The organism is Glycomyces sp. NPDC048151 (assembly GCF_043202775.1).
Lineage (GTDB): Bacteria > Actinomycetota > Actinomycetes > Mycobacteriales > Micromonosporaceae > Glycomyces.
The window spans coordinates 128,837-141,703 of sequence record NZ_JBIDBB010000010.1; the positions used below are offsets into that span (position 1 = coordinate 128,837).

Annotated in this window: 10 protein-coding genes; 4 read left to right on the forward strand and 6 right to left on the reverse strand. The window is 71.3% G+C overall.

The annotated features are described in order from the left end of the window. Positions 1-182: 182 nt before the first annotated feature. Genes ACGGCP_RS23390 through ACGGCP_RS23410 form a run of 5 tightly spaced genes read right to left on the reverse strand, consistent with a single transcriptional unit; the run spans position 183 to position 5,370 of the window. Positions 183-809: a hypothetical protein gene (locus ACGGCP_RS23390; protein ID WP_392969876.1), complete on the reverse strand. Its 627-nt coding sequence runs from the start codon at positions 807-809 to the stop codon at positions 183-185. Continuing rightward, the gene (locus tag ACGGCP_RS23395; protein ID WP_392969879.1) at positions 806-2,134 is read right to left on the reverse strand and encodes a glycosyltransferase; all 1,329 of its coding nucleotides are present in this window, start codon (positions 2,132-2,134) and stop codon (positions 806-808) included. Before ACGGCP_RS23395 ends, ACGGCP_RS23390 begins: the two co-directional genes overlap by 4 nt. Next, the gene (locus ACGGCP_RS23400; RefSeq protein ID WP_392969882.1) at positions 2,127-2,663 is read right to left on the reverse strand and encodes a hypothetical protein; all 537 of its coding nucleotides are present in this window, start codon (positions 2,661-2,663) and stop codon (positions 2,127-2,129) included. Before ACGGCP_RS23400 ends, ACGGCP_RS23395 begins: the two co-directional genes overlap by 8 nt. Beyond that, on the reverse strand, positions 2,660-3,853 hold the full coding sequence (locus ACGGCP_RS23405; protein ID WP_392969884.1) for a glycosyltransferase: 1,194 nt from the start codon (positions 3,851-3,853) through the stop codon (positions 2,660-2,662). Before ACGGCP_RS23405 ends, ACGGCP_RS23400 begins: the two co-directional genes overlap by 4 nt. Further along, positions 3,850-5,370 carry a glycosyltransferase family 4 protein gene (locus ACGGCP_RS23410; RefSeq protein ID WP_392969886.1) on the reverse strand — a complete coding sequence of 507 codons (1,521 nt, stop codon included), beginning with the start codon at positions 5,368-5,370 and terminating at the stop codon, positions 3,850-3,852. The genes ACGGCP_RS23405 and ACGGCP_RS23410 overlap by 4 nt, the downstream gene beginning before the upstream one ends. Before the next feature lie 283 nt (positions 5,371-5,653). On the opposite strand from ACGGCP_RS23410, the gene ACGGCP_RS23415 reads away from it, so the two are divergent. Then, complete coding sequence (locus tag ACGGCP_RS23415; protein WP_392969889.1) at positions 5,654-6,274, forward strand: acyltransferase; 621 nt, start codon at positions 5,654-5,656, stop codon at positions 6,272-6,274. Further along, entirely contained in the window at positions 6,271-7,362 is a 1,092-nt protein-coding gene (gene wecB / locus ACGGCP_RS23420) for a non-hydrolyzing UDP-N-acetylglucosamine 2-epimerase (RefSeq protein ID WP_392969891.1), read from the forward strand. Before ACGGCP_RS23415 ends, wecB begins: the two co-directional genes overlap by 4 nt. 126 nt (positions 7,363-7,488) lie before the next feature. On the opposite strand, the gene ACGGCP_RS23425 is transcribed toward wecB, so the two are convergent. Beyond that, on the reverse strand, positions 7,489-9,027 hold the full coding sequence (locus tag ACGGCP_RS23425; protein ID WP_392969894.1) for a glycosyltransferase family 4 protein: 1,539 nt from the start codon (positions 9,025-9,027) through the stop codon (positions 7,489-7,491). Positions 9,028-9,371: 344 nt separating this feature from the next. Here ACGGCP_RS23425 and ACGGCP_RS23430 point away from each other — a divergent pair, with 344 nt between their 5' ends. Beyond that, positions 9,372-10,688: a glycosyltransferase gene (locus tag ACGGCP_RS23430; protein WP_392970151.1), complete on the forward strand. Its 1,317-nt coding sequence runs from the start codon at positions 9,372-9,374 to the stop codon at positions 10,686-10,688. Next, positions 10,685-12,796, forward strand: coding sequence for a glycosyltransferase family 1 protein (locus ACGGCP_RS23435; protein ID WP_392969897.1), 2,112 nt, complete (start codon positions 10,685-10,687; stop codon positions 12,794-12,796). Before ACGGCP_RS23430 ends, ACGGCP_RS23435 begins: the two co-directional genes overlap by 4 nt. The last annotated feature ends 71 nt before the right edge of the window (positions 12,797-12,867 follow it).

A 12,867-nucleotide genomic window follows, 5' to 3' on the forward strand; every position in this document is an offset into this window, starting at 1 on the left:
GTAGCCGCCCGCGGCCCGCGCTCAGGTCACGGTGGCGTAACACGTGCGCCGCAACATTGGAAATCACGGCTCAGGATAGGAATGATCGTCTTATTCCAAGGTCGATCGGGCTTATGACCTCTGTTCACGAAGAGTTGTCGGGTGGTTTCGTGCGGTTCGGCGGGGTTTGCTCCTGCGAGGTGTCAGAGCGGGTTATAAGGGGCGCGGTCGGCGGCCTCCGGGGCTTCGGGGTCCCAAGGCTCGAGCGGGGTCAATACCGGGTGGGGCTTGTAGGGGCCGTAGTGGAGTGCTCGGGTGACGACGGGGCGGGGGTGGCGCTTCGCGAGGGACCAGGCGAGCGGCACGGCCGCCGGGTCGGGGCAGACCACGTGGTCGGCGGCGCCGATGTCGAGCGGGGCGAGGCGGCGCAGGGCGATCGCGCGGAGCGCCTGGTGGCGGAAGGGCCGGTAGACCTTCCAGAACACGTTGCGGCGGCAGAAGCCCGCGGCCTTGCGGTGGGCCCGGCGGGCGAATCCGACGCCCGGGACCTTCCCGTCGAGGCGGCGCAGCACCGCGGCGGGCCCGCGCTCGACCACGGCCTCGTAGAGCCACAGGAGCGGCTGGCGGTTCTCGGGGCGGGCCAGGGAGTAGACCTCGACGGCCGGATGGAGGGTCGGCGCGCGGCGCCAGCCCTGGCCGTCGGCGACGACGGCCTGGACGCGGACGCCGCGCCGGGCCATCTGCCAGGCGTAGTCGTTGGTGCGCTTGACCGCGCCGTTGCCGATGAGCAGCACGACGACCCGTTCGGGGAGTTCGGGAAGGTCGGTCATCGGGGGGATCCCTTCTCCGCGATGGCGCGGGCGCGCCGTTCGAAGTCCTCCAGTGCCCGGTACCGGGTGAACCCCGCGGCGTACTCGCGGGCCCGGGCGGCCGTGTCAGGGTCGGCCTTGCGGGCCGCGTCGCCCGCTTCGGCCATCGCGGCGGCGATCGCGTCGGGGTCGAGGCCCCCGGGGTTGAACCACAGCGGGTAGTCGCGGAGCAGTTCCTCAGCGGCCGAACCGGGCTCGTGCACCGAGACGATCGGCTTGCCGGTGGCCATGTACTCGAAGACCTTCCCTGAGGTCACATACTTGGAGCCGCCGACGAGGAACACGAGCACGTCGCTCGCGGCGTACGCCCTGCCGATCTCGGCCTTGGAGACCGGGCCGTGGTGGCGGATGCGCTCCTGGTCGTCGTCGAGGCCGATGTCGGCCCGCATGCGCGACTCGTACTTCGCGAAGAACCCGAGGTGCCCGTACAGGTCGAGGGTGCCGCCGGGGTGGCGGCCGGACTCGGCCATGGCCCGGAAGCCGGTGAAGAGCGCCTCGACCGGCTGGTTGGCGGTGAGGGTGCCGACGTACGCGAAGGAGAGCGGGCGGCTCTCGTCCGCCGTGGACTCGGGGACCTCGGGGAGGACGTCGGGGTCCCAGCCGTTGAGGACCACGTGCATGCGCTCGGCCGCGCGCGGATAGCGTTCGGCGTGCCAGCCGCGCAGGGCCTCGTTCACGAACAGCGCCTCGGCGGCGTTGTCGAGGATGCGCTTCTCCCAGCGCCAGGCCTTGTCGCCCTTGGGGAACGCGTCCTCGTTCGTGAACAGGTCGAGGGTCCAGGAGTCGCGGTAGTCCACGATGTATGGCAGACCGGTGCGCCTGCCGAGCTCGTAGGCGGCGCCGAACGCCGAGAACGGGTTCCCGGTGGCGATCACGAGGTCGAAGGGCCGCTCGGCGTGGAGCCGCAGGCCCTCCTCGACGGCGGACTCGCCCCAGGACGCGTACCGGTCGGGGAACTTGAAGCGCTGCTTCCACTTGTGCCAGCGGGCGGCCAGGAACGGGAAGTTCCCGCGGAAGGAGCCGAACGTGCGCACGTCGGTCTCCCACATGAAGTCGTCGAGCCCGGGACTGACGGTGGCGATGCGCGGGTCGACGGTGTCGAGCAGGCCGTCGTCGGTGGAGCCCACGACGTCCTCCAGGAACCACTGCGGGACGCGCGCCACGGTGACGTCCCAACCGGACTCGGCGAAGTAGTTCGCGGTGGCCCGGGCCCGGTAGACGCCGCTCGCCCGGGAAGGCGGGAAGTAGAACGCCAGGTAGAGCAGGCGCGGCCGCGGATCAGTCACGGCCGCCTCCGGGGAGGGGTTCGTAGGCGAAGGTGGTGCGGGTGCCGGGGCGCGCGTCGAGGAGGCCGGGCACGAACTCGGCGGCGAGTTCGATCGCGGCCGATTCGCACAGGACCAGCCAGTCGGGATGCTGCGCTTCGATGCGGGCCTGGACGCGTTCGAGGCGGTGGCGCTCGCGCATGGCCTCGGTCTCGCGTCGGCGGTCCGCGTCGAGCGGGCCGACCACGATGCGCCTCCAGCCGCGGGCGGCTTTGTCGGCCGGGCCGCGCAGCGGGCCGCGGCCGACGCGCCGCAGCAGGCCGAGCGGGAGCTTGCGGGCGAACAGCGCGGTCGCGCGCGACTCGGCAGCGCTGAGTTCGTTCGCCTGCAGCCATTCGACGTCGACGCGCGGGTCGAGGTCCCAGCCTTCCCGGCCGATCCCGGCCTCGGCGACGAGGACCACGGTGTGCCCGTCGTCGAGGGCGCGGCGGGTCTCGACCGCGACGGCGCGCTTCCGGCTCGCCTGCGGTGCGATGAAGAGCAGGTTCACGATGCCTCTCCGAACCAGATCCGGTGGTGGTGGTCGCCTACGGCCTCGTAGGAGTACTTGGCGCGCAACACGTCCCGGGCGCGGTCGAGGTCGACCTTTCCGGGGAACCGGTCACGCAGCGAACGGTAGGCGTCGGCGAAGACCGTGTGGTCGTCGACGACCTCCACGAGCGCGCCGGCGTCCTCCTCGATGCCCTCGAGCACCTGGTCGGAGCCGCCGGAGCGGGTCACCAGGACCGGGGTTCCGGCGGCGACGGCCTCCACCACGACCACGCCGAACGTCTCGTGGCGGCTGGTGTGCACGAGCAGGTCGTGGTCGGCCATGAGGCCGGGGATGTCGCCCGGTTCGACCGCGCCGACGAAGTCGACGGCGTCGCCGAGGCCGAGTTCGGCCGCGAGGGCGAGGAGCGGCTTCCGCAGTTCGCCCTCCCCCGCGAGCGTCAGGGTCAGTTCCGGATCCTCGGCGCGGCACTCGGCGAACGCGCGCAGGAGGTGGTCGATGCGCTTGCGTTCGATGAGCCCGGCGACGGACAGCCAGCGCCGCAGGGCGACCGGCGGTTCGGGGCGGCGGAAGCGGAAGTCGATCGGGTTGGCGATGTACGCGAGTTTCCCGGTGTGGTGCGGGAAGACGTCCTCGACGAGCCTGTGCAGGGGCTCGCCGACGACGAAGAGCCCGGCGCAGCGGTCGAGGATCTCGTCGTAGAGGTCCCGCGCGTCGGGCTGGGCGAGCACTTCCGCGAGGAACGAGGAGTGCTCGGTGAGGAAGACGGGGGTGCCGGGCCGGGTGTTCTCCAGGGCCGCGAGCCCGCCGAACATGGGGACGTGGGCGTGGACGACATCGGCCTCGATCAGCCTGCCGTCCAATGCGACGCTCAGCCATTCGGCGTGGCGGCGGGCGTGGAGGGCGTGGTCGCGGCTGCGTTCGATGACGACCGGGAGGCGGTAGAGCGTCGCCCCTGCCACTGCGGGCGCGGGCGAGAGGGCGCGGGGCAGGAGCCGGTGCTGGAGGTCGCGGACGCGGGCCAGTTTCTCCGGCTCGCGGGTCACGGCCCACCCGTCGAGGTGGTAGATGTCCACACTGTCCAGTCCGGGGGCGGTGGCCTCGACCATCGCCTGCACGAACGAGCCCCGGTAGGGGCGCTGGGCGTCGGGGTACCAGGGGGTCACCACGGCCGCGCGTCGTCCGGTCACTGCCGTGCCTCGCTCTCGTCTCGTGTCCCGTCGGGACTGCCGATGAGGCGCTCGTACACGGCGGTGAGCACGCGCGCCTGCTCCTTCCAGGTCCACGTGTCGAGCGGGACCCGTTCGTCGTACGCGCGCCGGTAGGCCTCGGGGTCGGCGAGGACCAGCTTGACGGCGCGTATGAAGTCCTCGGTGTCCCCGGCCGCGAAGACCTCGCCCTGGCCGGTGGCGCGCACGGTGGCGGCGATGTGCTTGACGTCGGAGACGACCATCGGCAGGCGGGCGTGCGAGTAGTCGAAGAACTTGGTGTTCAAGGAGATCTCGTGGTTCTGGTGGTGGTGGTTGGGGCTGACGCCGATGTCGGCGGCCGCGACGAACGGCACCACCTGGTGGTGCGGGACGTGATGGAGGAGGTGTACCCGGTCGGCGACCCCGAGCTCGGCGGCGCGGCTCGTCATCTGCCTGACGTACGCCCAGTGGTGCTTCGAGAGCACCAGGGCCGCATGGACTTCGGGGAGCGAGGGCAGGGCTTCGACCATGATGTCGATGCCGCGCTGGACGAGCGGCACGCCGCTGTAGACCATGAGCGGCGTGTCCTTCTCGACACCGCAGAGGGCGCGCAGGTCGGGGACCGGTTCGGCGGCGTCGGGCGCGGCGCTGAAGTCGGGGGTGTTCATGACGATCGCCGGCGGCTCGGTGAGTCCGTGCTCGGCGACGAGGAGATCGGCGAGGGGTTCGGCGACGGTGACGACCGCGTCGGCGTACGGCGCGAACTCCCGCTCGTGCGCGACCTGCGCGGCGTGCCACCACGGGTGGTCCTTCCACGGCTTCATGCCGGGCAGGAACTCGTGGGCGTCCCAGACGAGCTTCACGTCGCGGCCCGCGGCCTTGGCGCGGACCTTCGCGCGGGCGCCGACGCCGAGCATCTGGAAGTCGTTGGCGTGGATGAGGTCCGGCTGCAGCTCGTCGACGACGGGGCCGAAGGCGAGTTCGAGGTCCCACAGGGCCGGGTCGAGCCGCCGCCACGAGCGGTCGCCGAGTGTCTTGCGCCAGAAGCGGAACGCGGCGCGGTCGAGCGGGGAGGCAGCGGCGGCGCGGCTCTCGCGGGCGAGGCGGCTGGCGCGGGTGCGGGCCTTGATCCACAGGCCCGCGGTGCCGAACGCGGCGCGCTTGACGCTGTAGGAGAACCCAGCGCCGCCGCGGGCGCGCTCGAACGCGAGGTCGGCCTTCCAGGCCTGGACCTGCTTGCGGCGGTAGGCCTCCAGCGGCCCGGGCGGGTAGGCGAGGGGGCCGCGCAGCCAGGGGCGGCGGACCTCGTGGCGGCGCAGGTCGAACGTGCGCTGGGTCGGCACGAGCCGCACCGTCGCGCCGTCGAGGTCCCATTCCTCGGCCCGCCCGTCGGATCGGCCTAGCAGGAACACCTCCCAGCCCGCGGCGGCGGCCGAAGCGGCCTCCTTCTGCACGCGCGAATCGCCGGTGACGCCGTCCTGCACCAGCATCACGATGCGCCCGGGACGCTTGCCCATGATTCCTCCGAGGGTTCCGGCCGGAGTCGATCCGCCCGTCGTTCAAGCGCAGATGATACGGAGTCACCCCCTTAACTTTTCGTTTCCCCGCAGTTGGCCGACTATGTATTTGGCATCCGAACTGCGTTCTCCTGTCACCTTCGGTTTGCCCGCAGTTGGCCCCCCGGGCAACCCGCGTCCCATTCGCGTTCGCTCGAATTCGGTTGGTTCGAGTCCGCACCCGCGGACCGTATAATTCGCCGAGCGGCCCTCTGCCGCGCCAACTCTCTATCGAAAGCAGCACATGCCCTACAGGATTCAGGAATCCGCTCAGGTCGACCCGACGGCGAGCGTCGGCGACGGCTGCGCGGTCTGGGAACTGGCGCAGATCCGCGAGCACGCGGTGCTCGGCGAATCGTGCGTCGTCGGCCGCGGCGCCTATATCGGCACCGGCGTGCGCATCGGCGACAACGTCAAGATCCAGAACTACGCCTTGGTGTACGAGCCGGCGACCCTCGCCGACGGCGTGTTCGTCGGACCCGCCGCGGTGTTCACCAACGACCACAACCCGCGGGCGGTCGCGGCGGACGGCAGCCAGAAGAAGGCCGCCGACTGGGAGGCCGTGGGCGTCGACGTCGCCGAGGGCGCGTCGATCGGAGCACGCGCCGTCTGCGTCGCGCCGGTTCGCATCGGCCGGTGGGCAATGGTCGCCGCCGGAGCCGTGGTCACCAAGGACGTGCCCGATTTCGCGCTCGTCATGGGAGTGCCGGCCCGGCGGGCCGGATGGGTCGGCCGCGCCGGCGCCCGCCTGGAGCACGTCGAGGCCGACCTCTGGCGCTGCCCCGAGACCGGTGAACGATACGTGGAAGCGGACGGCGAACTGTCCGAGAGCACCCTGTCAGCGAGTAACGAGGAGTCCGCATGAAGGTCGTCAGCATCGTCGGCGCCCGCCCGCAACTGGTCAAGCTCGGAGCGGTGGCGAAGGCCTTCGCGGGCACCGACCACCGGCACGTCGTGGTCCATACCGGGCAGCACTACGACCCGGAGCTGTCGGACGTGTTCTTCACCGAGTTCGGCATCCCCGAGCCCGACTTCCACCTCGGCATCGGCTCGGGCAGCCACGGGGCCCAGACGGGTGCGATGCTCGCCGCGATCGATCCGATCCTCGACGCCGAGCAGCCCGACTGGGTGCTGGTCTACGGCGACACGAACTCGACCATCGCCGGCGCGCTCTCTGCCGTGAAGCAGCACCTGCCCGTCGCGCACCTGGAAGCCGGTCTCCGCTCCTTCAACCGGCGGATGCCCGAGGAGCACAACCGCGTCCTCACCGACCACTGCGCCGACCTGCTGCTCGCCCCGACCGAGGAGGCCTTGCGGCACCTGGCGGGCGAGGGCCTGGGCGCCCGCGCCGTCAACGTGGGCGACGTCATGGTCGACGTGTGCTTCCAGACCCGCGACAGCGTCCTCGCGGACGGGACCCGGCCGCAGCTGCCGGCCGGGGTCGACCCGGCCGCCCCGTTCCTGGTCGCCACGCTCCACCGCGCCGAGAACACCGACGACCCCGAGCTGCTGACCGCGCTCGTGGAGTCCATGGCGGGCCTGCCGGTTCCGGTGGTGCTCCTGGCGCACCCGCGCCTGCAGGCGAAGGCCGACCAGTACGGGCTCAAGCTGACCCAGGGGTCGCTGTTCGCGGCGAAGCCGCTGCCCTACCGCGACCTCGTGGCGGCCGTACTGGCCTCCGCCGGGGTCGTGACCGACTCCGGCGGGCTCCAGAAGGAGGCGTACCTGCTCGGCCGCGTCTGCACCACGCTGCGCACCGAGACCGAGTGGGTCGAGACCATCGAGGAGGGCTGGAACGTCCTGGTGCCGCGCCCCGACCGGCTCTCGGCCGAGGACTGGCACGCCACGGCGACCCGGCCCTCCCCGGCGCAGCGCACCGGCGCGCCCTACGGCGACGGCAAGGCCGGCCAGGCGGTCGTCGCGGCCCTTGAGGAGCACCTCCCCGGGCGGTAGCGGAAGAGCGGTCCGCGCTCCGGGTCGCGGCAGGGACGGCGAACCGGCCCTGCCGCACACCTGAGCGCGGACCGGAACGCGAGCACGGCGCCCGTCGGTGACGGGCGCCGTGCTCGCGTGCGTGGGTCAGACCCCCAGGGCGCCTTCGGCGACCGGGCCCCGGGCCGGGCCGATCAGCTCCTCGTACAACGCCGTATAGGTGTGGACCTGGCGTTCCCACGTGTACCCCGCGAGGACCTCCGGGTCGCGGTAGGCGCCGCGGTAGACCTGTGGGTTCGCGAGGACCTTCTCGATCGCGACGACGAGGCTGCCGATGTCGCCCGAGGCGAACACCTCGCCGTTGCCGATGCGCCGCACCTCCTCGGACAGGGTCTTCACGTCGGAGACCACCAGCGGCAGCCGGGCGTGGCTGTACTCGAAGAACTTGTTCGGCAGCGCGATCTCATGGTTGATCGGACCGGACTGCATCGGGTGGATGCCGACGTCGGCGGTCGAGAGGAACCGCGGGAGGTCGGCGTAGTCGACGTACCCGCGAAAGTGGAGGCGGTCGGCGACGCCGAGCGTCGCCCCGAGGCTGACGAGCGACTTCACGTACGGATGGCTCGGCCGGTTGACCAGGAACGCGACATGGAGGCCGGGGATGCGGGCGGCGGCCTCGATGATCCACTCGATCTTCCGTTCCGGTGCGGCCCAACCCGAGTAGACGCCGAGCGGCGTGTCGGCGCCGAGTCCGCAGGCGCTGCGGACGTCGCCGGGGTCCGGGCGCGAGTAGTCAGGGGTCAGCGGCGCGTTGAGCACCACCGCGGGCGTCCGGTCGAGGCCGTGGTGATCGCGCAGCAGCTCCGCGAGCGGCTGGGAGACCGTGACGATCGCGTCAGCGCTCGGCAGGTAGCGGCGCTCGTAGCGGACGAGGGACTCGAAGCGGTCGGCCGGGAGGGTGTCGCACCCGGGAACGAACTCGTGGGCGTCGTACAGCAGTTTGACGGTCCGCCCGGACCGGCGGATGCGGGCCGCCGCACGGGCGCAGATCCCGATCGGGTGCATGTCGTGGGCGTGGATCAGGTCCGGTTCGAGCCGGATGATCTCCGGCTGCAGGGCGAGTTCGATGCGGACGGCGTCGATGTCGAGGCGGCGCCACACCCGGTCGCCGAGCAGCAGCGTCCACCAGGCGCGTTCGAAGCGGTCGATCCGGCCGTCGTCACGGGCGGCGTAGTCGTCGCGGGCCCGGGTCTGACCGATGCGCCGACCGATCCAGAACCGCTGGACCTTCCGGCCGAGGCGGCGCAGGAGCCGGGGCGGCCGCAACAGGCCGTCGCTGCCCCGCCCGCGCTCGTCGTCGATCGCCTCGAGTTCGATGCGCTCGGCCTTGATCCGCGTGTCGCCGTGCTTGACGCGGGCGGTGTCGCCGTAAGCGAGCGGGTAGCGCAGCGCGGCGAGGCGGCGGCGGAGGTTCTTGGGCGGGTCCATCTTGGGGACGGGGATCTTGTGGTACTCCACGTCGCCTTGCCGGTAGTGCTCCTGCCTGCCGGACACGGAGAGGCCGACGAGGTGGACGTCCCAGCCGGCCTCGCTCATCGACTGCGCCGACTTCTGCACGCGGGAGTCGCCGTCGATGCGGTTGGCGACGACCATGACCACGCGCCCGGGGGCGGAGGCTGTGTTCATTTCGAGGACGGTCCTTCCCGATTCCCGGCCGGCCGCCTGCAACGGCCGCTGTTCGAGGTTGCATAGTACGAAACAGGACCATTCACCTTTCGTTGTCCCGCAGTTGTCCGCGAATGCAGCAGAGAGAAATTCGCAATTCACTTCCCTTCTCCATTGGAGCGGCATTCGCGGTCGTCCAAAAGCGGCTCACTGAAGCGGGAGGTCCACCTAACGTTCTCCGTCTAGCCAGCTCAGAGCCCTTTCGCACCGTGCTAACGTCCAGTACCATGTCAGCCTTCGCAACATCCGGCGCCGCTCGGCACGACAAGGCACCCGGACCGGGACGCGGCGAACATCGCCCCCATCTGATCTACCTCGCGGTCGGGTTCCCTCCCGCCGCGAAGAGCTGCGCCTACCGGATGCGCGAGACCGCGAACCAGTTCGCGGCCCAGGGCTGGGACGTCACGGTCGTCACCGTCGAGGACGCGTCCTGGAAACTGGAATCGGGCCTCGACCACACCCTCTCCGAGAAGGTCGACCCGAGCATCGCGATCGTCAAGCTCCCGCTGCGACGCGAAGACCTGGAGACCGACCTCCGCCGCTACAGCGAGGAGCGGGCCCTCACCCCCGCCAAGTGGGTCAGGTCGCTGCGCGACCGCCAGCAGGAGACCTTCCCCGAGATGAACTTCGGCGACTGGCGCGGCGCGCTCGAGGAAGCGGCCCTGCGCATCCACAAGGACAAGCCGGCCGACCTGCTGCTCGCCACCTGCGTCCCCTACACCAACCTCGCGGCGGCCTGGCGGCTGTGGGGAGAGGCGCGCGTGCCGTACGCGGTCGACTTCCGCGACGGCTGGTCGATCGACGTGATCGACGGGCGCGAAGCCTTCACCCGCGACTCCGAGAACGGCCGCTGGGAGGAGCGCGTCCTCGGCTCCGCGGTCAGCCTCTGGGTCGTGAACGACCCGATCGCCGAGCACTACCGCGCCCGCTATCCCGAGCTGGCCGACCGCGTGCACGTCGTCCGCAACGGCTACGACGTGGACAGCGCTCCCGGCCGGGCGCACAGCCCCGACCCCGAGTCGGGCCTGGTCTTCGGCTACCTCGGCACCGTCAACTTCTCCACCGAGCACCTGGGCGCCGTCCTCGACGGCTGGCGCGCGGCCCGCAAACGCGAACCGCTGCTGGCCAACGCCCGATTCGAGGTCCGCGGCCACATCGGCCACGGCTCCGTCCGCGGCGCCAGTCCGCAGGTCGAACTGCTGCGCGACGCCGAGGCGGACGGCGTCACCTACGGCGGCCCGGTCGCCAAGGCCGACGTCGCCTCCACCTACGCACGCTGGGACGCCTTGGCGCTCATCCTCATCGGCGGCCGCTACGTGACCTCCGGCAAGGTCTACGAGTACATGGCGACGGGCCTGCCGATCGTCTCCGCACACGCCATCGACCACGACGCATCAAACGTCCTCAAGGGACACCCGCTTTGGACTGGGCCGCGCGGCATCGACTGGGAGGCCCTGGCCGACGCGTTCGCCGAGGCCGCCCACCTGGCCGTCGAGTCCACCGCCGAGCAGCATGCGGAGGCGATGGCCCACGCCGACCGGTTCACGCGTGAGATCATCATGTCCGCGGCCGTGGAGAAGCTGGTCAGCGAGCTGCCCGCCAGGAAAGGCGACCTCCAGTGATCGATGTCCTGTTCATCAGCGGCAAGACCGCGCCGATCAGCGTCCTCGCCGACGCGGTGCGGACGCTCGGGGCCGAAGGGGCCCGCGTCTCCTACGCCGCCTCGGTTCCGGCCGCCTGGATAGCCGACCAGCTGGTCGAGATCGACTTCGCCGACACGCACCGGCTCTCCACCTACAACCGGCGCCGCAACGTCGAACTCCCCTTCGGGGAGCGGGTCTGGCGGCGCAGCCGCAAGGACCCCTGGCTTCGCGACCACGCCCGCCGGGCCCACGTGCTCGTCGCCCTCGACGAGGGCGCGGTCTACACCGTCTGGCAGCTCGCCCAGCGCAACCGCACCGCCACGGCCGTCTACGGCCTGGCTCCCGCGATCGACGCCGTGCGCGACCTCAACCAGCGCGAAGGCGGTCCCGTCCGCCCCAGCGGCGCCTTCACGCCCCCGCCGTCCGTCATCGCGCGCGACTTCGCCAAGACCATGCGGCGGCTGCCCGAGTCCATCGCGCGCACCCTCACCGCCCGGCCCATCATGCGCTCCTCCGTCGGCGCGCGCCTGTGGCGGCTGCCGCTGCGCGCTCCGGGCGTGCCCGACTCGATCCGCGTCCGGACCGGGCTCCGGGTGAACGAGGCCATGAACTGGGCCGGCCGCCACAGCGGCGGCGCCTACGCCCTCGCGCTGACCGCCTCCAAGATCAAGGACACGGCGACCAGGGCCGAACTGCTCGACAAGGCCGTGACGCAGGAGATCAACCGGGGTGTCAGCCCGAAGCACATGGCACCGGCGATGCAGGCGCTCCTCGCGCACGCGGACGAACTCCAGGCCGCCGAGCGATACGAGGAAGCCGCCCAGGCACTCCAGCGCGCCCTCTTCCTCGGCTTCCACCGGGTCGTCCACATCGACCAGCTCGCTTCGCCGCTGACCGACGACCCCGAAGGCTTCACCGCACGCTTCCGCGGTTCGAAGGCGATGAAGACGGTCATGGCACCGCGCGGACGGGTCCGTCCCGCGGCACCGGCACCGACCGACCGGCCGCTGCGGCTGCTGGTCATGACCAGCTCGAACGACAACTTCCTGCACCACATCATCGACCGCTACCGGAACCACCACGGCGTCGAGGTCCGCTACCTGGACGTGGCGACGCAGCCCTCGCTCAAACGGATCTCGTGGGCCGACAAGCGGATGATCATGGAGCGCATGGGAGGCGACCAGGAGTACGCCGAACTGGCCGAAGACCTGCTTCGCCCGCACCTCGACTGGGCCGACACCGTCTTCGCCGACTGGTGCGTGGGCCCTGCCGCCATGCTCACCACGGTCGACCCCGGCGACACCCGAATCGTCGTCCGGCTCCACAGCTACGAGGCGTTCACCCGCTGGCCGTACCTGGTCGACTTCTCCCGCGTCGACGACCTCGTGTTCGTCGGCGACCACGTCATGGACCTGACCGCCGCCCTGGTGCCGCAGCTGCGCGGCCCGCAGGCGCCGCGGACGCAGGTGCTCTACAACGCGGTCGAGCTCAGCGCATACCCCCGTGAGAAGACCGATGCCGCCCGCTTCACGCTCGGCCTCGTGGGCGTCGGGCAGGTCGTGAAGGACCCGCTCTGGGCTGTGGAGGTGCTGCGGCTGCTCCGCGAGGAGGACGAGCGCTACCGGCTCGTGCTGGTCGGAGGCGACATGGACCCCAAGTCCAGCCGCGCCACCGCGAAGTACCGGAGCAAGCTGGAGAAGGAGTTGAAACCGCTCGTCGAGGCGGGCGCGGTACTGCGCCTCGGACCGACCGACGACGTCGCCGGCAAGCTCACCGAGGTCGGCTTCATGCTCAGCTCGTCGGTTCGCGAAAGCGCGCACCTGGGACTCATGGAAGGCGCCGCCAGCGGCGCCGTCCCCGTCGTGCGGGACTGGCCGTTCTTCGCCGGTAAGGCCCACAGCGCCCGGACGGTGTACCCGGACGGCTGGGTCGCGGACACGCCGGAGGCGGCGGCCGAGCGGATCCTGCGGATCAACGTTTCGGAGGAGAGCTGGCGCGACAGCGCCAAGCTCGCCTCCGAGCACGCTCTGTCTACTTGGGACTGGTCTGTGGTCAGCCCCGAGTACGACCGGTTCTTCCTGGGTTAGACGAGACGGAAGGCGCGCCCCTGGACGGTGTCCGGGGGCGCCGCTGTCGTCCGGGTCGGCGCGCGGCTCGG

Bases quoted from the DNA above. Each gene is read 5' to 3' on its own strand.
- ACGGCP_RS23390 (WP_392969876.1), bottom strand. From the start codon at position 809: ATGACCGACCTTCCCGAACTCCCCGAACGGGTCGTCGTGCTGCTCATC.
- ACGGCP_RS23410 (WP_392969886.1), bottom strand. From the start codon at position 5,370: ATGGGCAAGCGTCCCGGGCGCATCGTGATGCTGGTGCAGGACGGCGTC.
- ACGGCP_RS23415 (WP_392969889.1), top strand. From the start codon at position 5,654: ATGCCCTACAGGATTCAGGAATCCGCTCAGGTCGACCCGACGGCGAGC.
- wecB (WP_392969891.1), top strand. From the start codon at position 6,271: ATGAAGGTCGTCAGCATCGTCGGCGCCCGCCCGCAACTGGTCAAGCTC.
- ACGGCP_RS23425 (WP_392969894.1), bottom strand. From the start codon at position 9,027: ATGAACACAGCCTCCGCCCCCGGGCGCGTGGTCATGGTCGTCGCCAAC.